Raw genomic sequence first — 26,106 nt, 5'->3', positions numbered from 1 at the left:
AATGGATTTGATGATTGTAAAAGATCTAATGCGTTCTAAGAGTGGCCGGGTTATTATTACTGGCCCTCTCCTGCTGAGAGGATTTTCGCGAAGAAGCGAGGTCGAGCAAGCATTTGGCAAGAAAGTGAGTGTTTCTGGTGTTGGGAAGAATATTCTTTTAGAGGTAATGGGGGTTTCTGTCAGTCAGGCGATGTCAGGTGATTGGCAGGTCAGCATCATGGTTGATTATCCATACGAATTGAATGATATAGCTCAGGAGAGTTTGGTCAGCGCTGAATCTGGATAGGTGGTTAGGAATAATCGGAGTCAGATCACGATGATTTCAGCCCGGCTGGGCCTACCACCCCGGCGGCGGCCATGCCGACAACTGGAGTGCCCCCAGCTGGCAGTTCGACCCCGGCGCCTTCGCCCGCGCCTACGCCCAGGGTGACAGCCCCGCGCAGCGCGCCATCGCCCATCTGCACGGCAGCGAGCCCTTGCGGTTCGTGCCCGCCCCCGACAGCGAGAGCGGCGCCCCCGCCCACTGGGAGCTCTGCGGCCTGACCGTGCGCGAAGGCCGCCGCGCGGACTTCGAGGACGGCCTCCAGGCCCTGTCGACCCACGACGGCTGGATTCCCTCGGACATCACGCGCCCCTACCACCACCTCGACCCCGCCCGCATCACCCAGCTGATCGACCAGGAGCTGGTCTGGTTCGACCCCGAGCACGGCTTCGTCACCGACAAGAAGAACCTCAAGGGCAACTGGCTGGACCGCTACTTCCCCCAGATCATGGGCGCGGCCTTCGCCGCCGTGGGCGCCTGGGGCGTCGGCAACGCGGTGGCCCAGGCCACCGGCAGCGTCGTCGCCCAGGGCGCCGCCGCCGGGGCCGTGGGCAGCGCCCTGAACCAATACGTCTCCACCGGCCACGTCAGCTTCAAGAGCGTGCTCACCTCCGCGCTGGCCAGCGGGTTGACCGCCGGCATAGCCAATCTGCCCGGCGTGGGCCAGCACATCGACGGCGTGGCCGGCACCTTCGGCCAGCGGTTGATGGAATACACCGGCCGCGCCACCCTGCAAGGGGCCATCCAGGCGGTGGTGGGCGGGCAGTTCAAGGACGGCTTCGTCAACAGCCTGATGGCCAGCGTGGCCGGCGAAGTCAGCGGGATGCTGAACGCCGAGATCGCCGAGATGAGCAGGAACGGCAGCCTGAGCGAATCGCAGGCCAGCACGATGAGGCTGCTGGCGCGGGCCACCAGCAGTGCGATGCGGGTGGTGGCCAACCCCGGGGACCCGGCTGCCGGGTTCGCCAGTGACTTCCTCGGTGAGGTGCTGGGTGATGCCGTGCGGGACGAAGTCGCTCGGGCGGCTGCCGAAGATAGTGCGCAGACACCGGACGTGGATGGACCGACGCCGATTGATCAAGGCAAGCCCACCGATACCGACCTTCAACGCTGGTCTGATCGCCAGGCCGATCTGGATGCGTATCTGGAGATAGCAGCGGCCTCCGACGCGTTCGCGGACGCGGCAGACGAAACCTACGGTACAGGGGCCGTTGGGGATGCCAGCGACGATGGCGAGGAGGTGGCCGGTACGCTGCCCGAAGTCACGATCCGTGTTCCGCGGGAAATACTGACGGCGGATGACCTGAGATACGAGCAGTTGCGGGACGCATTGCTGGGCGACCCGGGTAGCGGCGACGAGGCTCGGGCGGAACTGGCCCGCGTGGATGACCTGCTGGCAACCCAAGGCAGCGGCGGCCTGACCCGCGCGGGGCTGTACAACCAGCTGGTCCTCGATCGTTTCAGAGACCTCAGCCCCGCCGGACAGATGGAAGTATTGGCGACGCTGGACGACTACGCCAACGAACTCAATTCGGGCAATGGCCGAGCGGCCATAGGACTGGAGCCCGGAAGCCTGGAAGCGAGACGGGCCGACTTGGCGATGCGAATGGCGGCTGATTTCGCACGTCAATCGGGCGCGATACCGGAAGATGTACGTTTTGGTGCCGATGCCCGTGCTGGCATGAACACCGGCATGGCAATGATGATCGGCGCCATTATTGGGCGAGACCGAATAGATGCGTTAGGCAGGCCGAGAACAAATGCGAACACAGAAGGAGTGCCAGGAACACCGAGTGGCACTGAAAATGATGCCCCGCCTCCCATCGGGATGGATCCCAGCTCCGCTGGTCAAAGAGCTTCTGCGGAGCAAGAGCTTGCCCACGTGCTCCATCAGATTGAGCTTGGTAGAGACCCGGGCCATAATGGGCAATTCAGATTGGATGAGGCAATAACCGGTGCTAGGATTGAGAGAGAGTTTGGAGTTAGGCTCAGAAGAGACCCCTTGGGCGATAGTGATTGGTTTATGCCAAACGGCACATCTCTCGATGCAGCAAGCCCGCCTCCATCAAAATTTTTTAATGAAGCCTCATTTAATGAGTGGAAGGGATCTATACGGCGCCACATAAACAAAGATGGCCTCGACAAAATTATTGTCGACCCAGTTCAGCGTGGTTTGAATGCAGAACAAACCAGTGCAGTCACTTCCTATTTGGATAGCCTACCTCCGCATCAGCGATCAAGGATAATTATTCTTAAATAGTATGGGTACCACAATGTCTACATACAAAAACTCGGCAGTCTGGATGCACGACGGGTTTGGTGAGTATTTCTTCGCGTGGTTGGTTGATCGGTACGACGGAAGAGAAGATATTCCATTGTCCATGCGGGAAATTGTCAGTGAGGCGAAAGAAGCATTGGAGCACTCTTGGATAGTAGGGATATTGCAGTCCTTTGGCGATCGGTATCTCAAAACCGAAGATGATGTAAATTTCATGCTGAGTGCAATGGAGCAGCTGGCGATGGAGTTTCGCAAAGATCAATCGCAAGGAACGGGGTTCAAGTTTGGCAAGCATCAGGTTTACAAGCACGTTGCAATCGAGGAGCTGGCCGCGCTGCAGCGCTTGCTTACTGGTCAGATAACAAAAGGGCAAAAGGGTGCCGAAATATATAATATCCTTGATAGGAAATGGGTTGTCGCCTGATAAAAATCTTGATCTGACCCTAGAGCGTGTTATGAACTTACTCCTGCACTCAAGACAGGTATGGCCTTTGGCAGCATGAGGATCACGAAGATCAGGAAATGCAATCCGGCAAGGGCGGTCTCAATTCTGAAGTGCAACACCCTCACAGGGGGGTACTGTACGCAAATGGGAACAAGATACGAGCAGTTGCAGCCAGAAGAGAAATATCGGGGTCAGATCATGATTATCCTACCGACCGCAATAACTTAAAAAAATTGAGGAGACCGAGCGTTTCCCCAGATCATGGGCGCGGCTTTCGCCGCCGCCGGGGCGATGGGCAGCGCCCTCAACCCATACGTCTCCACCAGCCACGTCAGCTTCAGGGGCGTGCTCACCTCCGCATTGGCCGGCGGCCTGACCGCCGGGGCGGCCAAGCTGCCCGGCGTGGGCCAGCAAATCGACGGCGTGGCCGGCACCTTCGGGCCGTCGCGCCGCTTGCAGCCGTCGTGGCCCGCGCGCGGGCCGCTCTCGCGGCTCGATTGCAGGGTGCGCCTGCACGGGCCATCCAGCGCAAGGCATTGAAGACTTCTCGAAGGTCATGCTGGCGCCGCGCTGCCTGCTCATGGATCAGCGACAGATGGGGTGCGGCAAGGCTCCACTCCTCGTCGGTCGTATCCGCTCCCGCAGAACCTGGCCATCACCGGCAACGTGTTCGCGCGCGGCAAGTCCCGTCAATGCGGCATCTACGGGCCGCCGAACAGCCGGAATGCCGTCGGCGCACCCAGTGGCAGCGTCCGGGCAGGCCACCGCTTCGCGGATGGCGCCGCCATCGTCCGCAAGGCGAAGTGAGCGCCGGAGCCCCTGCCCGAGGCTGAGACAATCGCCCCATGAGCTTCGCCCCCTTGCAAAACGATACTTTCCTGCGCGCCTGCCTGGGCCAGGCCACCGACCACACCCCCGTCTGGCTGATGCGCCAGGCCGGCCGCTACCTGCCGGAATACTGCGCCACGCGCGCCCGGGCCGGCAGCTTCATGGGGCTGGCGACCAACGTCGATTACGCCACCGAGGTCACGCTCCAGCCGCTGGCGCGCTACCCGCTGGACGCGGCGATCCTGTTCAGCGACATCCTGACGGTGCCTGACGCCATGGGCCTGGGCCTCACGTTCCAGCAGGGCGAGGGGCCGAGGTTCGCCCACGTGGTGCGCGACGAGGCCGCCGTGGCGAAGCTCGCCGTGCCCGACATGGACAAGCTGCGCTACGTGTTCGACGCGGTCGCCAGCATCCGCAAGGCCCTGGCCGGGCGCGTGCCGCTGATCGGCTTCTCGGGCAGCCCGTGGACGCTGGCCTGCTACATGGTCGAGGGCGGCGGCAGTGACGACTACCGCCAGGTCAAGACGCTGATGTACGCCCGGCCCGACCTGATGCACCGCATGCTGGCCGTCAACGCCGACGCCGTGGCGCAATACCTGAACGCGCAGATCGACGCCGGCGCGCAGGCCGTGATGGTGTTCGACTCCTGGGGCGGCGTGCTGGCCGACGGCGCCTTCCAGCCCTTCAGCCTGGCCTACACGGCGCGCGTGCTGGCGCGGCTCAAGCGCACCGGCGCCGACGGCGCGGTGGTGCCGCGCATCGTCTTCACCAAGGGCGGCGGGCTGTGGCTGGGCCCCATGCGCGCGCTCGACTGCGACGTGCTGGGCCTGGACTGGACGATGGACCTGGGGCGCGCGCGGGCGATCGTCTCCGGCCGCGCGGATACTATAGATTCTATAGCTGACAGCGCTTGCATGGCGGGCGTTGGAGGCCAATTTGGCACTGAATCCACGGCGCCGAAAGCGCTGCAAGGCAACATCGACCCCAACGTGCTGTTCGCCCCGCCGGAGGCCATCCGCGCCGAGGTGCGGCGCGTGCTGGAGGCCTTCGGCGCGCCGCACGCCGACCGCGCCACGCGCGGCAGCACGCACGTGTTCAACCTGGGCCACGGCATCAGCCAGTTCACGCCGCCCGAGCACGTGGCGCACCTGGTGGACGAGGTGCACGCGCATTCGCGCCGCCTGCGCGGCGCCTGAGCGGCAGCCCGCCGGGCCTACCCGCGCGCCGCGCCGCCGTCAAGCGCGCATACCACATATCGAAACGATAAAAACCCGGTCTGAGGGCTTGACTTATGCACAAAACTCACGGCCACCCCGCGCCATCGGCCGGACGCCACCCGCCGGCATCGGGCAATCGTAAGTCATTGATTCATATGAACATCAAGTTCTGCTCTTTTGGCGGGCAACGCAAGAAAAGCCTTGTATTTCAAGGCTTGCGGGCGGCTGGGGCAGGCTTTTCAACAAAGTTATCCACAGATTCTGGGTATGGTCGGGGTTTCGCCGGCCAATCAACGACTTAGGGCCGATATTGCAAGTGGATGACAGCCCCCGCCCGCACTGGCTCGCCGTCGCCGTGCCCACGCCCGCGCACAGCGGGCTGGGCGAGCCGCTGACCTACCGCGCCGACGCCCCGCTGCCGCCCGGCAGCATCGTGCGCGTGCCGCTGGGCTCGCGCGAGGTGCTGGGCGTGGTCTGGGGCGCTGCCGAGCCGCCCTCGGCCGACTTGCGGGCCGCCGTGCGCCCGCTGGCCGGCGCCTTCGAGGGCCTGGCGCCGCTGGCGGACGACTGGCGGCGCCTGATCGAGTTCACCGCGCGCTACTACCAGCGCGCCCTGGGCGAGGTGGCGCTGGCCGCGCTGCCGCCGCAGCTGCGCACGCTCAGCGGCGCGCAGATGGCGCGGCGCCTCAAGCGCCAGGCCGCCGCGCCGCCCTCGCCTGCCGCGGAAACTACAGAAACCATAGCGCTCAGCGCTGACCAGGTGGTCGCTACAGCCCGAATCGAGCATGAAAATGGCCCCTTCCTGCTGTTCGGCGCCACCGGCAGCGGCAAGACCGAGGTCTACATGCAGGCCGTGGAGCGCCTGCTGGCGCGCGAGGCCACGGCGCAGGCGCTGGTGCTGGTGCCGGAGATCAACCTCACGCCGCAGCTGGAGGCGCGCTTCGCCGAGCGCTTCGGTGCCCACACCATCGTTTCGCTGCACAGCGGCCTGACGCCGCCGCAGCGCCTGGCCGCCTGGCTGGCGGCGCACGCCGGGCGCGCGCGCATCGTGCTGGGCACGCGGGTGGCCGTGCTGGCCTCCCTGCCCCGCCTGCGCCTGATCGTGGTCGATGAGGAACACGACCCCAGCTACAAGCAGCAGGAAGGCGCACGCTATTCGGCGCGCGACCTGGCCGTGTACCGTGGCCGGCTGCTGGGCGCCAAGGTGATCCTGGGCTCGGCCACGCCGTCGCTCGAAAGCTGGCACGCCAGCACGCCCGAAACCGAGGACGGGCCGGGCCGCTACCTGCGCCTGGCCATGCCCCGGCGCATCGGCGCCGGCGCGGACGGCGGCCTGCCCAAGGTGCGCCGCGTGGACATGAGCCGCCAGCCGCGCGGCACGCTGATCGCCGCGCCGCTGCTGGCCGCCATCGGCGAGCGCGTGGCGCGCGGCGAGCAGGCGCTGCTGCTGCTCAACCGGCGCGGCTACGCCCCCGTGCTGCACTGCGCCGACTGCGGCTGGAAGAGCGAATGCCCGCATTGCAGCGCCTACCGCGTGTTCCACAAGGTGGACCGCACGCTGCGCTGCCACCACTGCGGCTTCACCCAGCGCGTGCCGCGCGCCTGCCCGGCCTGCGGCAACCTCGACATCGCCCCGCTGGGCCGCGGCACCGAGCAGTTGGAGGAGCGCCTGGCCGAGCTGCTGGCCGACGTGCGCCGCCCGGATGGCGCGCCGGCGCGCATCGCCCGCATCGACGCCGACAGCACGCGCGGCAAGGGCCAGCTCGAATCGCAGTTGGCCCAGGTGCACGCCGGCGCGGTGGACGTGCTGGTCGGCACGCAGATGATCGCCAAGGGGCACGACTTCCGGCGCGTCACCCTGGTGGCGGCCGTCAACCCCGACGGCGCGCTGTTCTCCAGCGACTTCCGCGCGCCCGAACGGCTGTTCGCCCTGCTGATGCAGGCGGCCGGCCGCGCCGGCCGCGACGCCGCCGCCAGCGCCGGCAGCGAGATGTGGGTGCAGACCCACCACCCCGCGCACCCCCTGTACGCCGCGCTGAAGACGCACGACTACCCCGGCTTCGCCGCCCGCCAGCTGGACGAGCGCGCCCAGGCCGGCCTGCCGCCCTTCAGCCACCTGGCGCTGCTGCGCGCCGAGGCCCGCAGCCAGGAGGCCGCGCAGGCCTTCCTGAGCGCGCTGGCCCGGCGGGCGCAGGACGCACTGGCGCGCGACCCGGCCCTGGCCGCCGCCCTGCCGCACGTCACCTGGTACCCCGCCGTGCCGCTGGCCGTGCAGCGCGTGGCCGGCATCGAGCGCGCCCAGATGCTGCTGGAAAGCCCCGCCCGCGCCGCCCTGCAACGCGTGCTGGCCGCCTGCCTGCCGCTGCTGCACGCGCTGCGCGCCGAGCCCGGGCACCGGGGCATCGTGCGCTGGGCGGTGGACGTGGACCCGCTGGCGCTGTAGCGCCGGCCCGCCCTGACCTCCCGCATTCCGGATGGCGGCCCACATGTGACACCGTGTTCTGGCGGACTTGTCCGACAAGACCGGCGCCGAGGCCGGCCTAGAGTGCTTCTGTCTCATGACCGAAAGGAGCCCTGACATGAACAAATCGCTTGCCCTGCTCGCCCTCGGCGGCGCCCTCGCCCTGCCGGCGCTGGCGCAGATGACGCCCGCGCAGACCAACCAGGATCCCCGCGCCGCACGCATGGAGGCGCGCAACGCGCGCGGCAGCCAGCTCGCCACGGTGACCAGCGAGCAGGCCCAGGCCAACGCCCTGCTGCGCTGCGCCAGCCTGCCGGCCTTCTACAAGACCGACTGCGAGGCCCGCGTGCGCGGCGAGGGCCAGGTGTCGGGCAGCGTGGTGGGCGGCGGGATGGTCAAGGAGAGCGTGACCTCGATGCCCAAGGAAGAACTCGACCAGATGCTGAAGAACCAGCCGCCGATGACGCTGCCGGCGCCGCGCCGCTGATCACGCCAGCAGCGCCACCACGCCCGAGAAGCTCAGGAACGCCGCCGCCGTCGACCACAGGATGACGCGCGCCACGCGCCCGTTGTCGGCGCCGAAGCGCTCGGCCAGCAGCGACACGTTGCTGGCCGACGGCAGCGCCGCCGCCAGCACCAGCGGTGCCAGCAAAGGCGCCGGCAGCGCGCCGGCGCGCACCGCCCAAGCGCCCAGGCCCCACACCAGCGCCGGGTGCGCCAGCAGTTTGATCAGAACGATGGCGCCCACGTCGCCCGCCGGGGCCGGCCGCGCCGCCGCCGGCAGCATCTGCGAGCGCGCCAGCACCGCGCCGATGGTGAACAGCGCCACCGGCGAGGCGGCGTCGGCCAGCAGGTGCACCGTGCGCTCCAGCGGCGCCCACAGGCGCCACCCGAGCGCGCCCGCCAGCGCCCCGAGCAGGATGGACCACGGCATCGGGTTGCGCAGCACCCCGCGCAGCGCGCGGCCCGCCGCCCGGGCGGCGCCGTGTTCGCCCGCCGCGCCCCACTGCGACAGGCCGATGCACACCGATGTGGTCACCACCAGGTCCACCAGCAGCGTCGCCATCACCGGGCCGGCGGCACCCTCGCCGCGCAGCGCCAGGATCAGCGGCACGCCCATGAAGCCCGAGTTGGGGAACGCCGCCACCAGCGCGCCCATGGCGGCGTCGGGCCAGCCCGCGCCGCGCCGGCGCGCCAGCCACGCGGCGACGGCCACGACCAGCCCCGCGCAGCCCAGCCACAGCAGCGCCACCATCGGGTTGAACAGTTGCGCCGCCGGCGTGCTGCTGCCGAAGCGCCACAGCATGCACGGCAGCGCGAAGTACAGCACGAACATGTTCAGCCCCGCCACCGCCTCCAGCGGCAGCAGGCGCGCGCGCGCCGCCAGGTAGCCGCACAGCACCAGGGCGAAGAAGGGGAAGGTGACGGCGAAGATGCCGGCCAGGGCGGTCATGGAAGACGCTTCGAGCGGATCGGAGGCCGGCAAGCGTATCAGCACTGCTACCCCATAACGCCACGCCTCACCCAAAAGGCCCGGGAACATGAGGCCGCGGAGCAGGCCATGCCAGTGCACCCGTGAGGGGGTATGCCGGAACATTGCGCAGCAAGTGGAGCAACGGGGGTGGTTATGATCCCCCCGCGCATGACCGACCGCCTGAATCTCGCCCAGCAAGACGCCGTCAACCACCTGCGCGGTCCGTGCCTGGTGCTCGCCGGCGCGGGCTCGGGCAAGACGCGGGTCATCACGCACAAGATCGCGCGGCTGATCCAGACCGGCGTGGAGCCGCGCCGCATCGCCGCCATCACCTTCACCAACAAGGCCGCCGCCGAGATGCGCGAGCGCGCGCGCGGCCTGGTGGGCAAGGCGGCGGGCGAGGTGCTGATCTGCACCTTCCACGCCCTGGGCGTGCGCCTGCTGCGCGAGGACGGCGCGGTGCTGGGCCTCAAGCCCCAGTTCAGCATCCTCGACAGTGACGACGTGCTGAGCCTGATCAAGGACTGCGGCGCCACCACCGACGCCGCCACGGCGCGCCAGTGGCAGTGGGCCATCAGCCGCTGGAAGAACGCCGGCCTGGACGCCGAGCAGGCCCTGGCCGCCGCGCGCGGCGAGGGCGAGCGCCAGACCGCGCAACTGATGGCACGCTACCACGAGCGCCTGGCCGCCTACCAGAGCGTGGACTTCGACGACCTGATCGGCCTGCCGCTGCGCATGCTGCAAAAACACGAGCACGTCGCGCAGAAGTGGCAAGCGCGGCTGGCCCATCTGCTGGTGGACGAATACCAGGACACCAACGCCACGCAGTACGAGCTGATGAAGCTGCTGGTGGGCCCGCGCGGCAGCTTCACCGCCGTGGGCGACGACGACCAGAGCATCTACGGCTGGCGCGGCGCCACGCTGGACAACCTGCGCCGCCTGCCGCAGGACTATCCGCAGCTGAAGGTCATCAAGCTGGAGCAGAACTACCGCTCCACCAGCGCCATCCTGCGCGCGGCCAACAACGTCATCGGCCCCAACCCCAAGCTGTTCCCCAAGACGCTGTACTCCGAGCTGGGCGAGGGCGAGCCGGTGCGCGTGGTGGCGTGCGACCACGAGCAGCACGAGGCCGAGCGCGCGGTGGCGCGCATCCAGTCGCTGCGGCAGGCGTCGGCCAGCAAGGAGTGGCGCGACTTCGCCATCCTCTACCGCGCCAACCACCAGGCGCGCGTGTTCGAGCAGGCGCTGCGGCGCGCGCAGATCCCCTACAAGGTCTCGGGCGGCCAGAGCTTCTTCGACCGCGCCGAGATCAAGGACCTGTGCGCCTGGCTGCGCCTGTGGATCAACGAGGACGACGACCCGGCCTTCCTGCGCGCCGTGACCACGCCCAAGCGCGGCATCGGCCACCAGACGCTCGGCACGCTGGGCGAGTTCGCAGCCAGGTCGCGCCTGTCGCTGTTCGGCGCGCTGTTCGCGCATTCGCTGGGCGCGGCGCTGCCGGTGCGCGCCGTGGGCGGCCTGCACGAGTTCGGCCGCGCGGTGAACGAGCAGCGTCACCGCGCGCGCCACACCACCGGCGCCGAGGCGGCGCGCGCCTTCCTGCTGGACTGGCTGAAGGACATCGGCTATGAGAAGCACCTCTACGACAGCAGCGACAGCGAGGGCCAGGCCGCCGCGCGCTGGACCAACGTGCTGGAGTTCTGCGACTGGATGGCCGGCCGCTGCGGCGGCCAGATCGAAGACGCCGCTGGTGCCACCCTGGTGCAGGAAAGCCGCAGCCTGCTGGAGGTGGCGCAGACCGTCTCGCTCATCTCCACGCTGAACGAGCGCGAGCAGGACCCGAACGTCGTCACCCTCTCCACCCTGCACGCCGCCAAGGGCCTGGAATGGCCGCACGTGGTGCTGGCCGGCGTGGTCGAGGGGCTGCTGCCCTTCCGCGCCGACGAAGCCGCCGACGCGGCCGACCAGACGGCGCGCATCGAGGAAGAGCGCCGCCTGATGTACGTGGGCATCACGCGCGCGCGACAGACGCTGGCGGTGAGCTGGACCAAGCGGCGCAAGCGTGGCCGCGAGATCGTCGCCGCGCAGCCCAGCCGCTTCATCGCCGAGATGGCGCTGGACAAAGCCACCACGCGCGAAGACCCGCGCGAGAAGCTCAAGGCGCTGCGCGCCGAGTTCGCGCGCCGCGCGGCGGTGCAGGAAAGCCCGTGATGAGATCGAAACTGACGTTTACTCTTCTTTTAATAGCTGCTGGCGCCCTGTCCGCCTGCGCCAGCGGCCGATTTGATTCAGAAAACCCGGACTGCCCGGACGTTGCGCAGCTGCACGCGGCGCACCTGTACGGCAGTTGGAACGTCGAACTGCCGCAGGCCGGCCTGCGCGGCACGCTGACGCTGCGCCAGCACCCCGAGTTCGCCGCCAGCCTGCGCGGCGAGTTCCGCTACGGCGGCCAGCAGTCGATCGCCTCGGGCGACGTGGAAGGCGGTGAGTTCAACCTGGACGAGTCGCGCGACGGCAAAACGCTGTTCGCGTTCTGGAGCGGCCGGCTGGTGCCCGCCGCCTGCGGCGCCGAGATCCGCGGCACCTGGCAGCCGCTGGCACCCGAGGGACGCCCAGCAGCAGAAAGCGACTTCATCCTGCGGCGCACGCAATCCACTGGCAGCAGGGCCTGGTAAGGCCCGTCAGCGCAGAAGTCCGGTCGCCGCGCGGTTGCGCGGCACTCAGCGTGGAGCGCTGGCCGGAGGGGCGGGTGCACGCTCAGTGATGACGCGTACCGGATCTCCCTCGACAGACCCGGCATCTTTCTGGCTTGCCTGCCAGACCCTCGGTGAACTCCCCAGCTGGGTCTTGAACCAGCGCGAGAAATTGGCGAGGGCGCTGAAACCCAGCAGCTCCGCGATCTCCGTCATGCCCAGCGCGCCGGCGGCGACATACTGCCGAGCCAGCGCCGCCCGTGTCTGCTGCAACACCTCCGTGTAGCTGGTACCGGCGCGGGCGAGGTGGCGGTGCAGGGTCCGCCGGTCGATGCCCAATCCGCTGGCCACCTGAGCGGCGGAGCAGTTCCCGTTGGGCAGCAGCTGCCCCACCAGCTGAGCGACCAGGCGCGGCGCCACGCAACCCTCCGGCCCGCTGGCCAGCGACGATGTCGGCGCCATGGTGACGTAGGCCCGCAGGCCCGCGTGATGAAACGGGTTGGGACGGTCGAGATCGCGCGATGACATCACCAGCAGGTTGGCGCTGGCACCGAACTTCATCGGGCAGCCGAACACGGCGCGGTACTGCGGCAAGGTGCCCAGCTGCTGATGGATCACGTGGACCTGCGCGGGCCGCCAGCTTTGCCCGAGCATCTGGCGCAGCATCAGGCACAGCATGCCCAGTGAATACTCAGTGCTCTGCATGACCTTGTTCTCGCCATCCGGGTCGATGGCGATCTCCACCAGGGCCAGGTCCGCCGCCTCGGCGAGCCGCACCGTCGCGATGGCCGAGTGCAGGTGCATCTTGTTCGCCAGCAACCGCAGCATCGACCGCACGTCCGGCTCCTCCCGCGCCAGGGCGCCCAATGCGCCGAGGTACGAGAAGTTGATCCGCTCGCGCGCCAGGCGCAGCCCGAAGTCCAACGCGCCGCTGCGCTGCGCGGCCAGCTCCTTCAGCCGGAACAGGCTGCGGGCGCGCACCATCAGGTCCGGTGTGGTCAGCAGCTCCGCGCGAATGCCCGCCTCGGCGGCCAGACCACGGGCATCCAGACCCAGCGACTCGGCCACGCGCACGTAGCTCATCAGGACCGCGGTGCGGTTCAGCCTTGGACGCATGCCTTGCGATTCCTGTCCCCACCAACGCGGTGGACTTCCTGGCTTGTCACCCTGTGACAAGTTTTTGTCCCAGGATGATAAGTGTGCCGGGCGCCACTTTCTACCATCGCGGTTGGATTCCAGCAGAGCCTGCGAACCCCGATTCGCCATCACATACCAGGAGACAGACATGAACCTCACCCGGCGCCACGCCGCCCTTCTTGCCGCAGCTCTGGGGGCCTCGTTCCTCTCGCCCGCCGTCGCGGCCGACTTTCCCGATCGCCCCGTGCGCCTGATCCACCCCAACCCCGGCGGCGTGATCGACACGATGTCGCGCGTGCTGGCGGATGCCCTGAAGTCCGTGTGGAGCCAGCCCGTGGTGGTCGAGCCCAAGCCGGGCGCCTCCGAGATCATCGCCATCGAGGCCGTCACGAAATCCAAGCCTGATGGCCTGACCTGGTTCTTCGGCACCGAGACCGGCCTCGTCAACAACAGCTTCCTGTTCCGCAAGTTGCCCTACGACCCGGCGGGCGACCTGGTGCCGGTGTCGGAGCTGTTCGCGGTCAACTACGCGCTCATCGTCCATGGCGATTCCCCGGCGCGCACCCTGGCGGACCTGGTCGCCATCGCCAAGAAAGACCCCGGCAAGCTGCGTTTTTCTTCGCTCGGCACGGGCTCCGGCACGCACCTGGCCATGGAGATCTTCCAGCGCGTCACGGGCACGCAGGGAATGACGCACGTGCCGTACAAGGCACCGGCACAGATGGTGCAGGACCTGCTGGGCGGCCAGATCGACATCGTCATCGGCGCCCTGGGCCTGGCCACGCCTTTCGTTCCCAGCGGGAAGATGCGCGTGCTGGCCGTCACCGGTAACGAGCGGCAGCGGGCCTTGCCCAACGTACCCACGTTCGCGGAATCCGGCTACCCCGGCATGGACTACCGGACACTGATCGGCCTCGCGGTGGCCCGCGGCACGCCTGCGGACACCGTGCAGAAGATCCACGCGGCCGTGCGCCAGGTTTTGTCCAAGCCGGAGATGCAGGAGAAATACCTCGATCCCAACGGCTATCAACTGGTCGTGAGCGATCCGGCCGCGTTCGCCCAGACGCTGGCGGCACGCCGCCAGCAGACCAAGCGCCTTTTCGAAGAGCTGAAGATCGAGCCGCAGTAGGCCGGAAAATGGAAAGCGCGGTCATCATCACCTGCGCGGTGACGGGCGGAGGCAGCGGCTTCAGCGTCAACCCCGCGGTGCCCATCACGCCCCGGCAGATCGCCGAATCCGCGCTGGAGGCGGGCCGGGCCGGCGCAGCCATCGTCCACCTCCACGCGCGCGAGCCGGCGTCGGGGCGGCCGTCCAGCGATCTGGCGCTCTACCGCGAGGCCATCGAACGCATCCGTGAAAAAGACGAGCGCCTGGTCATCGAACTGACTTGCGGCGAGGGCGCCGAGTTCATTCCGGGCGATCAGGCGCCGGCCGTGGCGGGGCCCGGCACGAACTACCGCAGCCCGGCCCAGCGTGTGGCGCACGTCGAAGCCCTGCGCCCGGACATGTGCAGCCTGGACATGGGCTCGCTGAGCTATGGCCGCGGCGTGTTCATGAACACCGCGGACCACCTGCGGGAAATGGCGCGGCGCATCCGCGGCGCGGGAACGGTGCCCGATCTCGAAATCCTCGATCTCGGGCACCTGGTGCTGGCCCGCGAACTGATCGACGAAGGCCTGATAGAGGCGCCGCTGTCCTTCCAGTTCGTCCTGGGCGTGAAATGGGGGGCGCCAGCCACGGCGCAAACGTTGCTGGCCCTGAAGGACATGCTGCCGGCAGGCGCCCACTGGGCTGCGGCGGGCATCGGCCCGAGCCAGTTCAGCGTGGCTGCGCAAGCCATGCTGCTCGGCGGCGGTGTCCGTGTGGGCCTGGAGGACAGCCTCTACATCGAACCGGGTGTGCTGGCGCGCTCGAATGCGCAGCAGGTCGAGAAGGTTGTCCAGCTGGCCCGTTTGCTGGGCCGGGAGGTCGCCAGCCCCACCGAAGTACGCTCCGCGCTCGGGCTGCGCAGCAGTTCGGTGGCCCGTACCGCCGACGCGCAGTTGAAGCGATAGGCCCGCTGGGCATTGCCTCCGAGGGCCGAGCTACTTGGCCGGACGAAAGCAAAAAGCCCGCCGATGAGGCGGGCTTTTTGCGGCTGTGTGTGGTTGCGGGGGAAGGATTTGAACCTCCGACCTTTGGGTTATGAGCCCAACGAGCTACCAGACTGCTCCACCCCGCGGTAAGCCAATGATTATAACCTATTCCTTGCCGGCCTGCTCGCCGTCGGCCGCCTCGGGGCGATCGAGCAGCTCGACGAAAGCCATGGGCGCGTTGTCGCCCACGCGGAAGCCCATCTTCAGGATGCGCGTGTAGCCGCCCGGGCGCGCCTTGAAGCGCGGGCCCAGTTCGGTGAACAGCTTGGCCACGCTGGCGTCGTCGCGCAGGCGGGCGAAGGCCAGGCGGCGGTTGGCCACGCTGTCCTGCTTGGCCAGGGTGATCATGGGCTCGACCACGCGGCGCAGCTCCTTGGCCTTGGGCACGGTGGTCTTGATCGCCTCGTGAGCGATCAGCGAGTTCATCATGTTGCGCAGCATCGCCTGGCGGTGCGCGCTGGTGCGGTTGAGTTTGCGGAGGCCGTTGCCGTGACGCATGGTGCTTTTCCTTTCGGTTCTACCTTGTAAGAGGGCCGCCGTATCAGGTACGGCCCCGTGCACTTAGGCTCTTTGTCGAGCGGTTTACTATCAATCCAATAGCTGCCAGCGCTTGGCTGGCGGGCGTTGGAGGCCGATTTGGCTTATAAAGCTCTCAGCGCTTGTCCAGGCCGGTGGGCGGCCAGTTCTCCAGCTTCATGCCCAACGTCAGGCCGCGCGAGGCCAGCACTTCCTTGATTTCGTTGAGCGACTTGCGGCCCAGGTTGGGGGTCTTGAGCAGCTCGTTCTCGGTGCGCTGGATCAAATCGCCGATGTAGTAGATGTTCTCGGCCTTCAGGCAATTGGCCGAGCGCACGGTGAGTTCCAGCTCGTCGACCGGGCGCAGCAGGATCGGGTCGAAGCTGGCCGCGCCGCTGCGCTGCGAAGGCTGCTCGAAGATGCCTTCGATGGCGCCACCTTCGAGCTGCGCGAACACCGCCAGCTGCTCGACCAGGATCTTGGCCGACGCGCGCACCGCGTCCTCGGCGGTAATGGCACCGTTGGTCTCGATCTCCACCACCAGCTTGTCGAGGTCGGTGCGCTGCTCGACGCGGGCGTTCTCGACCGCGTAGCTCACGCGCTTGACGGGCGAGAAGGAGGCGTCGAGCACGATGCGGCCGATCGACTTGGTCGGCTCGTCGGCGTAGCGGCGCAGCGTGCCGGGCACGTAGCCGCGGCCCTTCTCGACCTTGATCTGCATGTCGAGCTTGCCGCCCTGCGACAGATTGGCGATGACGTGCTCGGGGTTGACGATCTCGACGTCGTGCGGAGTCTGGATGTCGGCGGCGGTGACCACGCCCTCGCCGTCCTTGCGCAGGCTCAGGGTCACTTCGTCGCGGTTGTGCAGCTTGAAGACGACGCCCTTCAGGTTCAGCAGGATGTTGACCACGTCTTCCTGCACGCCGTCGATGCTGGAGTATTCGTGCAGCACGCCGGCGATGGTCACTTCGGTGGGCGCGTAGCCGACCATGGAGGACAGCAGCACGCGGCGCAGCGCGTTGCCCAGGGTGTGGCCGTAGCCGCGCTCGAACGGCTCGAGCGTGACCTCCGCCTTGTTGTGGCCCAGGGGCTCGACGTTGATCGCTTTGGGTTTCAGCAGTTGGGTTTGCATTTTTCCTAGACTTCCTCTCAATACCCCCGGCTCGTTACACCGGTAAGGCTGGTGAAGCACCAAACCCGCCGGGCCGGCGGGTCGGAACAAAAAGGGCGCTGAAGATCAAAAGGATCAGCGCGAATAGAGTTCGACGATCAGCGATTCGTTGATGTCGGCGCCGAACTCGTCGCGGTCGGGCGTCTTCTTGAAGGTGCCTTCGGCCTTGTCGGCGCTGACTTCCACCCAGGCCGGGAAGCCGACCTGGCCGGCCAGCTGCAGGGCTTCCTGCACGCGGGTCTGCTTCTTGGACTTCTCGCGCACGGCGATCACGTCGCCGGCCTTGACCATGTACGACGGGATGTTCACCGGCTGGCCGTTGACGGTGACGGCCTTGTGCGACACCAGCTGGCGCGCCTCGGCGCGGGTGGAGCCGAAGCCCATGCGGTAGACCACGTTGTCCAGGCGCGACTCCAGCAGCGACAGCAGGTTGGCGCCGGTGTTGCCCTTGCGGCGGTCGGCTTCCTCGAAGTAGCGGCGGAACTGCTTTTCGAGCACGCCGTACATGCGCTTGACCTTCTGCTTCTCGCGCAGCTGCAGGCCGTAGTCGGAGGTGCGCTGGCCGGAGGTGCGGCCGTGCTGGCCGGGCTTGGAGTCGAACTTGGCCTTGTCGCTGATGGAGCGGCGCGCGCTCTTCAGGAACAGGTCGGTGCCTTCACGGCGGGAGAGTTTGGCCTTGGGGCCGAGATAGCGTGCCACTTGAGCTTCCTTTGTGTATCAACTGCCGCGACCGTTCATCGCGGGAGCCAGCGCCTTGCAGGGGCTGGCGGTGGGCTTGAGAAAAAGATCAGAAGGACACGGCATGCGCAGCAATGCCGTGTTGACCCGTCGTCAGATTCTCCGGCGCTTTTGCGGCCGGCAACCGTTGTGCGGCACCGGCGTCACGTCGGAGATCGAGTTGATGCGAATGCCCAGCGCGGCCAGCGCGCGCACCGAGGACTCGCGGCCGGGGCCGGGGCCCTTGATCTCGACGTCGAGGTTCTTGATGCCTTGCTCGATCGCCGCGCGGCCGGCCACTTCCGAGGCCACCTGGGCCGCGAAGGGCGTCGATTTGCGCGAGCCCTTGAAGCCCTGGCCGCCCGACGAGGCCCACGACAGCGCGTTGCCCTGGCGGTCGGTGATGGTGATGATGGTGTTGTTGAACGACGCGTGCACGTGCGCGATGCCGTCCGAAATGTTCTTGCGGACTTTCTTGCGTACGCGCTGGGCGGCGTTGCTGGCGGGTGACTTGGCCATGGTCTAGCGTTCCTTGATGTTCAGAAGAACACGGCATTGCGCGGCAATGCCGTGTTGAATCCGTCGTTATTTCTTCAGCGCCTGCGCCGCCTTGCGCGGGCCCTTGCGGGTGCGGGCGTTGGTGCGGGTGCGCTGGCCGCGCATGGGCAGGCCGCGGCGGTGGCGGAAGCCCCGGTAGCAGCCGATGTCCATCAAGCGCTTGATGTTCATCGTGGTCTCGCGGCGCAGGTCGCCCTCGATGATGAACTGCGCGATCTGGTCGCGGATCTTCTCCTGGTCGGCATCCGTCAGGTCCTTGACCTTCTTGGAATACGGAATGCCGCAGGCGTCGCAGATCTTGCGCGCGCGCGTGCGGCCGATGCCGAAGATCGCCGTCAGGCCGATCTCGGCGTGCTTGTGCGGCGGAATGTTGATACCAGCAATACGTGCCATGTGCTCTTATCCTCTGAACGTTCGTGCAGGCAGCGCGCGGCTCAGCCCTGGCGCTGCTTGTGGCGCGGGTCGGTGCAGATCACGCGAACCACACCCTTGCGGCGGATGATCTTGCAGTTGCGGCAGATCTTCTTGACCGAAGCTGAAACTCTCATTTCACTCTCCTAAAACTCTCTCTATACCCTCTTCCGCGCCTCACTTGGCCCGGAACACGATGCGCGCCCTCGACAGGTCGTAGGGCGTCATCTCCACAGTGACCTTGTCGCCCGGCAGGATGCGGATGTAGTGCATGCGCATCTTGCCGGATATGTGACCCAGTACGACGTGACCATTTTCAAGCTTCACACGAAACGTGGCGTTGGGCAGGTTCTCCAGAACCTCGCCCTGCATCTGAATGACGTCGTCCTTCGACATGCATGCCTCGTCAACCGCCCAGACTGGTCTTGAAATTCGCTTTCTTGAGCAGCGACTCGTACTGCTGGCTCATCATGTAGTTCTGCACCTGGGACATGAAGTCCATCGTCACGACCACCAGGATCAGCAACGAGGTGCCGCCAAAGTAGAACGGCACGTTGTAGCGCAGGATCAGGAATTCGGGCAGCAGGCACACCGCCGTGATGTAGATGGCGCCAGCCAGCGTCAGCCGCATCAGGATCTTGTCGATGTAGCGCGCCGTCTGGTCGCCCGGGCGGATGCCCGGAATGAAGGCGCCGCTCTTCTTCAGGTTGTCGGCCGTCTCCCGGCTGTTGAACACCAGGCCGGTGTAGAAGAAGCAGAAGAAGATGATCGCCACCGCGTACAGCATCACGTAGATGGGCTGACCGGGGGAAAGCGTGCTCGCCAGATCCTTCAGCCAGCGCATCGAATCACCGGCGCTGAACCAGCCCACCACGGTGGCGGGCAGCAGGATGATGGACGAGGCGAAGATGGGCGGAATCACGCCGGCCATGTTGAGCTTGAGCGGCAGGTGCGACGACTGTCCACCGTAGACCTTGTTGCCCACCTGGCGCCGCGCGTAGTTCACGAGGATCTTGCGCTGGCCGCGTTCGACGAACACCACGAAGTAGGTCACCAGGCACACCAGCGCGACGATGAACAGCGCCACGATGATGCTCATCGCACCCGTGCGCACCAGCTCCATCAGACCGCCCACCGCGCTCGGCAGGCCGGCGGCGATGCCGGCGAAGATCAGGATCGAGATGCCGTTGCCCAGGCCGCGCTCGGTGATCTGCTCGCCCAGCCACATCAGGAACATGGTGCCGGCGGTGAGGCTGACCACGGCGGTCAGGCGGAAGCCCCAGCCCGGGCTGACCACCAGGCCCTGCGATGCCTCCAGCGCCACCGCGATGCCGAACGACTGGAACAGCGCCAGGCCCAGCGTGCCGTAGCGGGTGTACTGGGTAATCCGGCGCCGCCCGGCCTCACCTTCCTTCTTCATCTGCTCGAAGGTGGGCACCACGTAGGTCATCAGCTGCATGATGATCGACGCGGAGATGTAAGGCATGATGCCCAGCGCGAACACCGTGAAACGCGACAGCGCGCCACCCGAGAACATGTTGAACAGGTTCAGGATGCCGCCCTGCTGGCCCTCGAACAGCTGACGCAACTGGTCCGGATTGATGCCGGGCACGGGAATGTGCGCGCCGACCCGGTACACGACCAGCGCGAGCAGCAGAAAGACCAGGCGGCGACGCAGGTCGCCGTACTTGCCGGTCTTCGCGATTTGCGTTGCGCTGGTGGCCACTACTCAAACACCTTCGATCGGGTTGCTTCAGGCCAGCGAGCCACCGGCCGCCTCGATGGCGGCCTTGGCGCCGGCGGTGGCGCCGATGCCGGTCAGCTTGACGGCGGCGCTCAGCTCGCCCGACTTGATGACCTTGACGACCTTGACGATCTCGCGCACCAGGCCGGCCTTCTTCAGGGCCAGCAGATCCACCTCGGCGGCACCCAGGCGCTGCAGGTCGGACAGAGTCACCTCGGCGTTGAACTTGAGAGACGCCGACTTGAAGCCGCGCTTGGGCAGGCGGCGCTGCAGCGGCATCTGGCCGCCTTCGAAGCCCACCTTGTGGTAGCCGCCGGCACGCGATTTCTGACCTTTGTGGCCGCGGCCGGACGTCTTGCCCAGGCCGGAGCCGATGCCGCGGCCCACGCGGCGGCGGCCGCGCTTGGCGCCCTCGGCGGGCTGGATGGTGTTGAGTTCCATGACTCGATTCCTCAGACGATCTTGACCAGGTAGTCGATCTTGTTGATCATGCCGCGCACCGCAGGCGTGTCCTGCAGTTCGCGCACGCTGTTCAGCTTGCGCAGGCCCAGGCCGCGCACGGTGGCGCGGTGCGATTCCTTGCAGCCGATCGGGCTGCGGACCAACTGGACCTTGACGGTTTTCTGCTCGGTTGCCATGTCTAGACTCCGGTTCAGGCGGCGAAGATATCTTCGACCGACTTGCCTCGCTTGGCCGCCACTTCGGCCGGCGTGGTGCAGTTGTTGAGTGCATCCAGCGTGGCGCGGACCATGTTGTAGGGGTTGGACGTGCCGTGGCTCTTGGCCACGATGTCGGTGATGCCGAGCACCTCGAACACGGCGCGCATCGGACCGCCGGCGATGATGCCGGTACCGCGCGGCGCCGGTGCCATCATCACGGTGGCGGCGCCGTGGTGGCCCGTCACGCCATGGTGGATGGTGCCTTCCTTGAGCGACACCTTGACCATGTTGCGGCGGGCTTCTTCCATCGCCTTCTGCACGGCGGCGGGCACTTCCTTGGACTTGCCCTTGCCCATGCCGACGCGGCCGTCGCCGTCGCCCACCACGGTCAGTGCGGCGAAACCGAGGATGCGGCCGCCCTTGACCACCTTGGTGACGCGGTTGACCGCGATCATCTTCTCGCGCAGGCCGTCCTCCGGACCGTCACCCTGCGTCTTAGCCTGAAACTTTGCCATCTTGTCCGTCCTACCGTTCAGAACTGCAGACCCGCCTCACGCGCGGCATCGGCGAGCGCCTTGACGCGGCCGTGGTACGCGAAGCCCGCGCGGTCGAAAGCGACCTTCTCGACGCCGGCGGCCTTGGCGCGCTCGGCGATGCGCTTGCCGATCTGCTGCGCGGCGGCCACGTTGCCGCCCTTGCCACCCGCGCCCAGCGCCTTGCGCATCTCGGCCTCGGCGGTGGAGGCGCTGGCCAGCACCCTGGCACCGTCCCCGGAGACGACGGCGGCGTAGATGTGCAGGTTGGTTCGGTTCACCATCAGGCGCGCGACGCCCTGGGTGGCGATGCGGATGCGCGTCTGGCGGGCGCGGCGAAGACGCTGCTCTTTCTTGGTCATCATGATGCAGGTCCTTACTTCTTCTTGGTTTCCTTGATGACGACGCGCTCATCCGCATAGCGGATGCCCTTGCCCTTGTAGGGTTCGGGCGGACGCACGTCGCGGATCTCGGCGGCGATCTGGCCGACCACCTGGCGGTTGGCGCCCTTGACCACGATCTCGGTCGGCGTCGGGGTGGCCACCGTCACGCCGGCGGGCATCTCGATGTTGACCGGGTGCGAATAGCCGACCTGCAGGTTCAGCTTGGCGCCCTGGGCCTGGGCGCGAAAGCCCACGCCGACCAGGGTCAGCTTCTTCTCGAAGCCCTTGCTCACGCCGACCACCATGTTGTTCACCAGCTGGCGCATGGTGCCGCTCATGGCATTGGCTTCACGCGACTCGTCGGCCGGCGTGAACGACAGCTTGCCGTTCTCGGCCGCGACCTTGACCAGCGCGCTGGGCGCCAGCTTCAGCTCGCCGCCGCTGCCCTTGACCGTGATCTGGTCATCCTTGACCTGCACGTCGACGCCCGAAGGAACGGCGACGCCCATTTTTGCAATGCGGGACATGGTCGTTTCTCCTTAGGCGACGTAGCACAGCACTTCGCCACCGACACCGGTGGCGCGCGCCTTGCGGTCGGTCATCACGCCCTTGGGGGTGGTGACGATGGCGACACCCAGGCCGTTCATGACCTGCGGGATGGCGTCGCAGCCCTTGTACACGCGCAGGCCGGGGCGGCTGACGCGCTCGATGCGCTCGATGACCGGGCGGCCAGCGTAGTACTTGAGGGCAATCAGCAGCTCGGACTTGCCGTCTTCGCTCTTGACCTCGAAGCCATCGATGTAACCCTCGTCCTTCAGGACCTGGGCGATGGCCACCTTCACCTTGGAAGACGGCACCGACACGGTCTGCTTGGCCACCATCTGCGCGTTGCGGATGCGGGTCAGCAGATCGGCGATGGGATCACTCATGCTCATGTTGTTCTCTCCTGCCGATTACCAGCTCGCCTTGGTGACGCCGGGAATCTGGCCTTCGAAGGCCAGTTCGCGGACCTTGGCGCGGCCGAGGCCGAACTGGCGGAAGGTGCCGCGCGGGCGGCCGGTCATCTCGCAGCGGTTGCGCTGGCGCGTCGGGTTGGCGTTGCGCGGGAGCTTCTGAAGCGCCAGGCGGGCCTGCGCGCGCTCGTCGTCGCCGCGCTTGGCGTCATTGGCGATGGCCTTCAGCTCGGCGTGCTTCTTGGCGTACTTGGCGACCAGTTTCTCGCGCTTGAGTTCGCGTTCGATCAAAGCTACTTTTGCCACGTGATCACCCTCAGTTCTTGAACGGGAAACGGAAAGCCGCCAGGAGCGCCTTGGCCTCCTCGTCGGACTTGGCCGTGGTCGTGATGCTGATGTTCAGGCCGCGCAGGGCATCGACCTTGTCGTACTCGATCTCGGGGAAGATGATCTGCTCTTTGACGCCCACGTTGTAGTTGCCGCGGCCGTCGAACGAGCGCCCCGAGATACCGCGGAAGTCGCGCACGCGCGGCAGCGCCACGGTGACGAAGCGGTCGAGGAATTCGTACATGCGCACGCCACGCAGCGTGACCATGGTGCCGATGGCCTGGCCCTCGCGGATCTTGAAGCCGGCGATGGCCTTCTTGGCCTTGGTGACCACAGGCTTCTGGCCGGCGATCTTGGTCAGGTCGGCGACGGCGCTGTCCATGACCTTCTTGTCGGCCACGGCCTCGCTCACGCCCATGTTGAGCGTGATCTTGGTGATGCGCGGCACCTCCATGGGCGACTTGTAGCCGAACTTCTTGATCAGTTCGGGCGCCACTTTTTCGCGGTAGTGTTGTTGCAGTCGTGCCATGATGTTCCTCAGGCCTTGATCTCTTCGCCGCTGGACTTGAACACGCGCACGCGGGTGCCGTCCTGCAGGGTCTTGATGCCGACGCGGTCGGCCTTGCCGCTGGCCTTGTTGTAGATGGCCACGTTGGACTGGTGGATCGGCATGGCCTTTTCCACGATGCCGCCGGTGATGCCCTTCATGGGGTTGGGCTTGGCGTGCTTCTTGACGAGGTTGATGCCCTCGACCAGCACGCGGTCTTCGTCCACGCGCAGCGACACGGTGCCGCGCTTGCCCTTGTCACGGCCGGCGAGCACGATGACCTCGTCGCCCTTGCGAATCTTGTTCATGGCGCGTTCCTTACAGCACTTCGGGGGCCAGCGACACGATCTTCATGAAGCGCTCGGTGCGCAGCTCGCGCGTGACCGGGCCGAAGATGCGGGTGCCGATGGGCTCCAGCTTGTTGTTGAGCAGCACGGCAGCGTTGCCGTCGAACTTGACGAGCGAGCCGTCGCCGCGGCGGATGCCCTTGGCGGTGCGCACCACCACGGCGCTGTAGATCTCGCCCTTCTTGACGCGGCCGCGCGGCGCGGCCTCCTTCACGCTCACCTTGATGATGTCGCCGACACTGGCGTAGCGACGCTTGGAGCCGCCCAGCACCTTGATGCACAGGACGGACTTGGCGCCGGTGTTGTCGGCCACCTCGAGTCGAGATTCAGTCTGGATCATTTCAATGTTTCCCAACTTGCATCCGGCTCGGCCTGGGGCACGGCGCCGGAACAGTCTTGGGCCCGCCGCCAGCACCCAGACTCAAGCCTGGACGCCGACGTTTTGGGCAGATTTCTTCAACCCGGATTGGGCGAAGCCAGCGATTATCGTCAAAGCCGCGAGGGCTGTCAAGCCGCCCCGATGCGGCCGTGTTGCGCGTAGGCGGCGGCCAGGGCCTGGAAGGCCGGCAGCGCCACGTCATGGGCCGGCCCCAGCTCGGCCGCCAGCACTTCGGCCACGGCGGGGGCGGCGCCCGCGGCCTCGGCGGCGTCCAGGAACAGCAGGCGCGAGCGCCGCGCCAGCACGTCTTCCACGGTGCGGGCGTATTCGTGGCGCGCGGCGAAGCGCACCATGGCCTCGCTGAGGCCGGGCGCCAGCCAGCGCTCGGCCCCGGGCAGCGCGGCCACGGCGGCCTGCTCCGCGCCATACAGGTGCATGCCTGGCGCGCGGCTCAGGGCAGGCGGCCGGGCGGCCGTGTCGGCGCCGACCAGCATCAGGCCGGCGGTGCGCGAGGGGCCGCGCGGCGGCAGCACGCCGGCCTCGGCGCAGCGCGCCAGCACGTCCTCGGCCATGGCGCGGTAGGTGGTCCACTTACCGCCGGTGACGGTGACCAGGCCCGACGGCGCCACCAGCACCGTGTGCTCGCGGCTGATGGTCTTGGTGTCGCCACCCTCCGCGCCGCCCGGCCTGACCAGCGGGCGCAGGCCGACCCAGGTGCTGCGGATGTCGGCGCGCGTGGGCGCGCGGCGCAGGTAGCGGGCGGCCTCGCGCAGGATGAAGTCCAGTTCCTGCGCGAACGGCTCGGGCTCCAGCGGCACGTCGGGGCGCGGGGTGTCGGTGGTGCCCAGGATCAGCTTGCCCAGCCAGGGCACGGCGAACAGCACGCGGCCGTCGGCGGTGCTGGGCACCAGCAGGGCGTGGCCGCCGGGCGAGAAGCTCTGGTCCACCACCACGTGCACGCCCTGGCTGGGCGCCACGAGGGGCGGCGCGCTGGCGCCGGCGGCCTCGGCGTCCTGCCGGCGCAGCGCGTCCACCCACACGCCGGTGGCGTTGACGACGCAGCCGGCCTGGATGCGGAATTCGCGCCCGCTCTCGGCGTCGCGCGCCACCAGCCCGGCGACGCGGCCGGCCTCGTGCAGCACTTCGGTGACGGCGCAGTGGTTGATGAGGAGCGCGCCCTCGCGCGCGGCGGTACGGGCCAGGGCCAGGGCCAGGCGGGCGTCGTCGAACTGGCCGTCCCAATATTTGACGCCGCCCTTCAGCCCGCGCGGCTGGGCGCCGGGCAGCAGGCGCAGCGCCTGGCCCGGGGTGAGCCATTCGGTGCGGCCCAGGCCCGCCTCGCCGGCCAGGGCGTCGTACATCTTCAGGCCGATGCCGTAGAACGGCGCCTCCCACAGCCGGTAGGTCGGCATGACGAAGGGCAGCGGCTGCGCCAGGTGCGGCGCGCTGCGCAGGATGTGCACGCGCTCGTGCAGCGCCTCGCGCACCAGGTGGATGTCGCCCTGCGCCAGGTAGCGCACGCCGCCGTGCACCAGCTTGGTGGCGCGCGAGGAGGTGCCCTTGGCGAAGTCCTCGGCCTCCAGCAGCAGCACGCTGTGGCCGCGCAGGGCGGCGTCCAGCGCCACGCCCAGGCCGCTGGCGCCGCCGCCGACGACGGCGATGTCGTAGCGGTGCGGCACGGCCAGGCGCTGCAGGAGCGCGGCGCGGCCGGTGGGCAGGGGGGCGGGCGTCATGGCGGGTGCGCACAGTCTACGCGGGGGTCGCCCGCAAGCACATTTCTCCTCTTTCGATAGCTGCCAGCGCTTGCCAGACAAGCGCTAGAGGCCGATTTCCTTCATGAATACCGGCGCCCGCCCCGGCGGCGTAGACT

The 26,106-nt window shown here is 67.5% G+C and carries 32 protein-coding genes, 1 tRNA gene and 1 pseudogene; 11 read left to right on the top strand and 23 right to left on the bottom strand.

Going from position 1 to position 26,106, the window contains the following annotated elements; all coding sequences use genetic code 11:
• Position 1 precedes the first annotated feature (1 nt).
• From QM772_RS13790 to QM772_RS13775, 4 genes are all read left to right on the top strand, one after another.
• Positions 2–286, top strand: coding sequence for a hypothetical protein (locus QM772_RS13790; protein WP_415137391.1), 285 nt, complete (start codon positions 2–4; stop codon positions 284–286).
• A gap of 199 nt (positions 287–485) precedes the next feature.
• On the top strand, positions 486–2,582 hold the full coding sequence (locus QM772_RS13785) for a hypothetical protein (RefSeq protein WP_415137389.1): 2,097 nt from the start codon (positions 486–488) through the stop codon (positions 2,580–2,582).
• Positions 2,583–2,595: 13 nt separating this feature from the next.
• Positions 2,596–3,024: a hypothetical protein gene (locus tag QM772_RS13780; RefSeq protein ID WP_415137387.1), complete on the top strand. Its 429-nt coding sequence runs from the start codon at positions 2,596–2,598 to the stop codon at positions 3,022–3,024.
• A gap of 282 nt (positions 3,025–3,306) precedes the next feature.
• Positions 3,307–3,585, top strand: coding sequence for a hypothetical protein (locus QM772_RS13775; protein ID WP_415137385.1), 279 nt, complete (start codon positions 3,307–3,309; stop codon positions 3,583–3,585).
• Here the strand turns inward: QM772_RS13775 and QM772_RS13770 are convergent.
• Positions 3,551–3,679 (bottom strand): annotated as a pseudogene (locus QM772_RS13770) (transposase); the annotation flags it as partial. The gene QM772_RS13775 and the pseudogene QM772_RS13770 overlap by 35 nt on opposite strands.
• Before the next feature lie 211 nt (positions 3,680–3,890).
• On the opposite strand from QM772_RS13770, the gene hemE reads away from it, so the two are divergent.
• The 3 genes from hemE to QM772_RS13755 all read left to right on the top strand — a co-directional run bounded on the left by hemE (position 3,891) and on the right by QM772_RS13755 (position 8,038).
• The gene (gene hemE, locus QM772_RS13765) at positions 3,891–5,069 is read left to right on the top strand and encodes a uroporphyrinogen decarboxylase (protein WP_415137383.1); all 1,179 of its coding nucleotides are present in this window, start codon (positions 3,891–3,893) and stop codon (positions 5,067–5,069) included.
• A 337-nt stretch (positions 5,070–5,406) separates the two neighbouring features.
• Positions 5,407–7,533: a primosomal protein N' gene (priA, locus tag QM772_RS13760; protein WP_415137381.1), complete on the top strand. Its 2,127-nt coding sequence runs from the start codon at positions 5,407–5,409 to the stop codon at positions 7,531–7,533.
• A gap of 136 nt (positions 7,534–7,669) precedes the next feature.
• The gene (locus QM772_RS13755) at positions 7,670–8,038 is read left to right on the top strand and encodes a hypothetical protein (RefSeq protein WP_415137379.1); all 369 of its coding nucleotides are present in this window, start codon (positions 7,670–7,672) and stop codon (positions 8,036–8,038) included.
• On the opposite strand, the gene QM772_RS13750 is transcribed toward QM772_RS13755, so the two are convergent.
• Positions 8,039–8,995 carry an AEC family transporter gene (locus QM772_RS13750; RefSeq protein WP_415139592.1) on the bottom strand — a complete coding sequence of 319 codons (957 nt, stop codon included), beginning with the start codon at positions 8,993–8,995 and terminating at the stop codon, positions 8,039–8,041. It lies immediately after the preceding gene.
• A gap of 198 nt (positions 8,996–9,193) precedes the next feature.
• On the opposite strand from QM772_RS13750, the gene QM772_RS13745 reads away from it, so the two are divergent.
• Both QM772_RS13745 and QM772_RS13740 read left to right on the top strand, forming a co-directional pair.
• Positions 9,194–11,236 carry an ATP-dependent helicase gene (locus tag QM772_RS13745; protein ID WP_415137377.1) on the top strand — a complete coding sequence of 681 codons (2,043 nt, stop codon included), beginning with the start codon at positions 9,194–9,196 and terminating at the stop codon, positions 11,234–11,236.
• Positions 11,236–11,700 carry a hypothetical protein gene (locus tag QM772_RS13740; protein WP_415137375.1) on the top strand — a complete coding sequence of 155 codons (465 nt, stop codon included), beginning with the start codon at positions 11,236–11,238 and terminating at the stop codon, positions 11,698–11,700. Before QM772_RS13745 ends, QM772_RS13740 begins: the two co-directional genes overlap by 1 nt.
• Positions 11,701–11,745: 45 nt before the next feature.
• On the opposite strand, the gene QM772_RS13735 is transcribed toward QM772_RS13740, so the two are convergent.
• Positions 11,746–12,801, bottom strand: coding sequence for an AraC family transcriptional regulator (locus QM772_RS13735; protein ID WP_415137373.1), 1,056 nt, complete (start codon positions 12,799–12,801; stop codon positions 11,746–11,748).
• Positions 12,802–13,003: 202 nt separating this feature from the next.
• Here QM772_RS13735 and QM772_RS13730 point away from each other — a divergent pair, with 202 nt between their 5' ends.
• Positions 13,004–13,984 carry a Bug family tripartite tricarboxylate transporter substrate binding protein gene (locus QM772_RS13730; RefSeq protein WP_415137371.1) on the top strand — a complete coding sequence of 327 codons (981 nt, stop codon included), beginning with the start codon at positions 13,004–13,006 and terminating at the stop codon, positions 13,982–13,984.
• Between the two features lie 8 nt (positions 13,985–13,992).
• Positions 13,993–14,910, top strand: coding sequence for a 3-keto-5-aminohexanoate cleavage protein (locus QM772_RS13725; protein WP_415137369.1), 918 nt, complete (start codon positions 13,993–13,995; stop codon positions 14,908–14,910).
• Between the two features lie 90 nt (positions 14,911–15,000).
• Here QM772_RS13725 and QM772_RS13720 read toward each other — a convergent pair.
• The 20 genes from QM772_RS13720 to QM772_RS13625 form a co-directional block, all read right to left on the bottom strand.
• Positions 15,001–15,077: transfer RNA gene (locus QM772_RS13720), tRNA-Met, on the bottom strand.
• A gap of 19 nt (positions 15,078–15,096) precedes the next feature.
• Positions 15,097–15,489 carry a 50S ribosomal protein L17 gene (gene rplQ / locus QM772_RS13715; protein WP_415137367.1) on the bottom strand — a complete coding sequence of 131 codons (393 nt, stop codon included), beginning with the start codon at positions 15,487–15,489 and terminating at the stop codon, positions 15,097–15,099.
• A 154-nt stretch (positions 15,490–15,643) separates the two neighbouring features.
• The gene (locus tag QM772_RS13710) at positions 15,644–16,639 is read right to left on the bottom strand and encodes a DNA-directed RNA polymerase subunit alpha (protein WP_415137365.1); all 996 of its coding nucleotides are present in this window, start codon (positions 16,637–16,639) and stop codon (positions 15,644–15,646) included.
• Positions 16,640–16,753: 114 nt separating this feature from the next.
• On the bottom strand, positions 16,754–17,377 hold the full coding sequence (gene rpsD, locus QM772_RS13705) for a 30S ribosomal protein S4 (RefSeq protein WP_415137363.1): 624 nt from the start codon (positions 17,375–17,377) through the stop codon (positions 16,754–16,756).
• 132 nt (positions 17,378–17,509) lie between these two features.
• On the bottom strand, positions 17,510–17,914 hold the full coding sequence (gene rpsK, locus QM772_RS13700) for a 30S ribosomal protein S11 (protein ID WP_415137361.1): 405 nt from the start codon (positions 17,912–17,914) through the stop codon (positions 17,510–17,512).
• Between the two features lie 66 nt (positions 17,915–17,980).
• Positions 17,981–18,346: a 30S ribosomal protein S13 gene (gene rpsM, locus QM772_RS13695; protein WP_415137359.1), complete on the bottom strand. Its 366-nt coding sequence runs from the start codon at positions 18,344–18,346 to the stop codon at positions 17,981–17,983.
• Between the two features lie 41 nt (positions 18,347–18,387).
• Positions 18,388–18,501 carry a 50S ribosomal protein L36 gene (rpmJ, locus tag QM772_RS13690; protein WP_011481465.1) on the bottom strand — a complete coding sequence of 38 codons (114 nt, stop codon included), beginning with the start codon at positions 18,499–18,501 and terminating at the stop codon, positions 18,388–18,390.
• A 40-nt stretch (positions 18,502–18,541) separates the two neighbouring features.
• The gene (gene infA, locus QM772_RS13685; protein ID WP_415137355.1) at positions 18,542–18,760 is read right to left on the bottom strand and encodes a translation initiation factor IF-1; all 219 of its coding nucleotides are present in this window, start codon (positions 18,758–18,760) and stop codon (positions 18,542–18,544) included.
• A gap of 10 nt (positions 18,761–18,770) precedes the next feature.
• Complete coding sequence (gene secY, locus QM772_RS13680; protein WP_415137353.1) at positions 18,771–20,090, bottom strand: preprotein translocase subunit SecY; 1,320 nt, start codon at positions 20,088–20,090, stop codon at positions 18,771–18,773.
• Positions 20,091–20,117: 27 nt separating this feature from the next.
• Positions 20,118–20,549, bottom strand: a complete 432-nt coding sequence (gene rplO, locus QM772_RS13675) for a 50S ribosomal protein L15 (protein WP_415137351.1) — start codon at positions 20,547–20,549, stop codon at positions 20,118–20,120.
• Between the two features lie 11 nt (positions 20,550–20,560).
• On the bottom strand, positions 20,561–20,746 hold the full coding sequence (gene rpmD, locus QM772_RS13670; protein WP_180550655.1) for a 50S ribosomal protein L30: 186 nt from the start codon (positions 20,744–20,746) through the stop codon (positions 20,561–20,563).
• A 14-nt stretch (positions 20,747–20,760) separates the two neighbouring features.
• Positions 20,761–21,282 (bottom strand): 30S ribosomal protein S5, encoded by a 522-nt coding sequence (gene rpsE, locus QM772_RS13665; RefSeq protein ID WP_415137348.1) that lies wholly within the window; start codon positions 21,280–21,282, stop codon positions 20,761–20,763.
• 17 nt (positions 21,283–21,299) lie between these two features.
• The gene (gene rplR / locus QM772_RS13660) at positions 21,300–21,665 is read right to left on the bottom strand and encodes a 50S ribosomal protein L18 (RefSeq protein WP_415137346.1); all 366 of its coding nucleotides are present in this window, start codon (positions 21,663–21,665) and stop codon (positions 21,300–21,302) included.
• 11 nt (positions 21,666–21,676) lie between these two features.
• The gene (rplF, locus tag QM772_RS13655; RefSeq protein WP_415137344.1) at positions 21,677–22,210 is read right to left on the bottom strand and encodes a 50S ribosomal protein L6; all 534 of its coding nucleotides are present in this window, start codon (positions 22,208–22,210) and stop codon (positions 21,677–21,679) included.
• A gap of 12 nt (positions 22,211–22,222) precedes the next feature.
• A complete protein-coding gene (rpsH, locus tag QM772_RS13650; protein WP_415137342.1) occupies positions 22,223–22,618 on the bottom strand; it encodes a 30S ribosomal protein S8 in 396 nt (131 codons plus the stop codon).
• 18 nt (positions 22,619–22,636) lie between these two features.
• The gene (rpsN, locus tag QM772_RS13645) at positions 22,637–22,942 is read right to left on the bottom strand and encodes a 30S ribosomal protein S14 (RefSeq protein WP_415137340.1); all 306 of its coding nucleotides are present in this window, start codon (positions 22,940–22,942) and stop codon (positions 22,637–22,639) included.
• A gap of 10 nt (positions 22,943–22,952) precedes the next feature.
• Positions 22,953–23,492, bottom strand: coding sequence for a 50S ribosomal protein L5 (gene rplE, locus QM772_RS13640; protein WP_415137338.1), 540 nt, complete (start codon positions 23,490–23,492; stop codon positions 22,953–22,955).
• 8 nt (positions 23,493–23,500) lie between these two features.
• Positions 23,501–23,818: a 50S ribosomal protein L24 gene (rplX, locus tag QM772_RS13635; protein ID WP_415137336.1), complete on the bottom strand. Its 318-nt coding sequence runs from the start codon at positions 23,816–23,818 to the stop codon at positions 23,501–23,503.
• A 10-nt stretch (positions 23,819–23,828) separates the two neighbouring features.
• Entirely contained in the window at positions 23,829–24,197 is a 369-nt protein-coding gene (gene rplN, locus QM772_RS13630) for a 50S ribosomal protein L14 (protein WP_415137334.1), read from the bottom strand.
• A gap of 167 nt (positions 24,198–24,364) precedes the next feature.
• Positions 24,365–25,969, bottom strand: coding sequence for an FAD-dependent oxidoreductase (locus tag QM772_RS13625; protein ID WP_415137332.1), 1,605 nt, complete (start codon positions 25,967–25,969; stop codon positions 24,365–24,367).
• Positions 25,970–26,106: the final 137 nt, after the last annotated feature.

Source organism: Ottowia sp. (assembly GCF_047601385.1).
Classification (GTDB): Bacteria; Pseudomonadota; Gammaproteobacteria; order Burkholderiales; family Burkholderiaceae_C; genus Ottowia.
Note: the sequence above shows the minus strand (reverse complement) of the source record. Positions and strands in the feature narration are given on the sequence as shown.

What these genes read in the sequence shown, in the direction of transcription:
- QM772_RS13790 (WP_415137391.1), top strand. Translation starts at nt 2, where the DNA reads ATGGATTTGATGATTGTAAAAGATCTAATGCGTTCTAAGAGTGGCCGG.
- QM772_RS13780 (WP_415137387.1), top strand. Translation starts at nt 2,596, where the DNA reads ATGTCTACATACAAAAACTCGGCAGTCTGGATGCACGACGGGTTTGGT.
- QM772_RS13775 (WP_415137385.1), top strand. Translation starts at nt 3,307, where the DNA reads ATGGGCGCGGCTTTCGCCGCCGCCGGGGCGATGGGCAGCGCCCTCAAC.
- hemE (WP_415137383.1), top strand. Translation starts at nt 3,891, where the DNA reads ATGAGCTTCGCCCCCTTGCAAAACGATACTTTCCTGCGCGCCTGCCTG.
- QM772_RS13755 (WP_415137379.1), top strand. Translation starts at nt 7,670, where the DNA reads ATGAACAAATCGCTTGCCCTGCTCGCCCTCGGCGGCGCCCTCGCCCTG.
- QM772_RS13745 (WP_415137377.1), top strand. Translation starts at nt 9,194, where the DNA reads ATGACCGACCGCCTGAATCTCGCCCAGCAAGACGCCGTCAACCACCTG.
- QM772_RS13740 (WP_415137375.1), top strand. Translation starts at nt 11,236, where the DNA reads ATGAGATCGAAACTGACGTTTACTCTTCTTTTAATAGCTGCTGGCGCC.
- QM772_RS13735 (WP_415137373.1), bottom strand. Translation starts at nt 12,801, where the DNA reads ATGAGCTACGTGCGCGTGGCCGAGTCGCTGGGTCTGGATGCCCGTGGT.
- QM772_RS13730 (WP_415137371.1), top strand. Translation starts at nt 13,004, where the DNA reads ATGAACCTCACCCGGCGCCACGCCGCCCTTCTTGCCGCAGCTCTGGGG.
- QM772_RS13725 (WP_415137369.1), top strand. Translation starts at nt 13,993, where the DNA reads ATGGAAAGCGCGGTCATCATCACCTGCGCGGTGACGGGCGGAGGCAGC.
- rplQ (WP_415137367.1), bottom strand. Translation starts at nt 15,489, where the DNA reads ATGCGTCACGGCAACGGCCTCCGCAAACTCAACCGCACCAGCGCGCAC.
- QM772_RS13710 (WP_415137365.1), bottom strand. Translation starts at nt 16,639, where the DNA reads ATGCAAACCCAACTGCTGAAACCCAAAGCGATCAACGTCGAGCCCCTG.
- rpsK (WP_415137361.1), bottom strand. Translation starts at nt 17,914, where the DNA reads ATGGCCAAGTCACCCGCCAGCAACGCCGCCCAGCGCGTACGCAAGAAA.
- rpsM (WP_415137359.1), bottom strand. Translation starts at nt 18,346, where the DNA reads ATGGCACGTATTGCTGGTATCAACATTCCGCCGCACAAGCACGCCGAG.
- rpmJ (WP_011481465.1), bottom strand. Translation starts at nt 18,501, where the DNA reads ATGAGAGTTTCAGCTTCGGTCAAGAAGATCTGCCGCAACTGCAAGATC.
- infA (WP_415137355.1), bottom strand. Translation starts at nt 18,760, where the DNA reads ATGTCGAAGGACGACGTCATTCAGATGCAGGGCGAGGTTCTGGAGAAC.
- rplO (WP_415137351.1), bottom strand. Translation starts at nt 20,549, where the DNA reads ATGGAACTCAACACCATCCAGCCCGCCGAGGGCGCCAAGCGCGGCCGC.
- rpmD (WP_180550655.1), bottom strand. Translation starts at nt 20,746, where the DNA reads ATGGCAACCGAGCAGAAAACCGTCAAGGTCCAGTTGGTCCGCAGCCCG.
- rpsE (WP_415137348.1), bottom strand. Translation starts at nt 21,282, where the DNA reads ATGGCAAAGTTTCAGGCTAAGACGCAGGGTGACGGTCCGGAGGACGGC.
- rplR (WP_415137346.1), bottom strand. Translation starts at nt 21,665, where the DNA reads ATGATGACCAAGAAAGAGCAGCGTCTTCGCCGCGCCCGCCAGACGCGC.
- rplF (WP_415137344.1), bottom strand. Translation starts at nt 22,210, where the DNA reads ATGTCCCGCATTGCAAAAATGGGCGTCGCCGTTCCTTCGGGCGTCGAC.
- rpsH (WP_415137342.1), bottom strand. Translation starts at nt 22,618, where the DNA reads ATGAGCATGAGTGATCCCATCGCCGATCTGCTGACCCGCATCCGCAAC.
- rplE (WP_415137338.1), bottom strand. Translation starts at nt 23,492, where the DNA reads ATGGCACGACTGCAACAACACTACCGCGAAAAAGTGGCGCCCGAACTG.
- rplX (WP_415137336.1), bottom strand. Translation starts at nt 23,818, where the DNA reads ATGAACAAGATTCGCAAGGGCGACGAGGTCATCGTGCTCGCCGGCCGT.
- rplN (WP_415137334.1), bottom strand. Translation starts at nt 24,197, where the DNA reads ATGATCCAGACTGAATCTCGACTCGAGGTGGCCGACAACACCGGCGCC.
- QM772_RS13625 (WP_415137332.1), bottom strand. Translation starts at nt 25,969, where the DNA reads ATGACGCCCGCCCCCCTGCCCACCGGCCGCGCCGCGCTCCTGCAGCGC.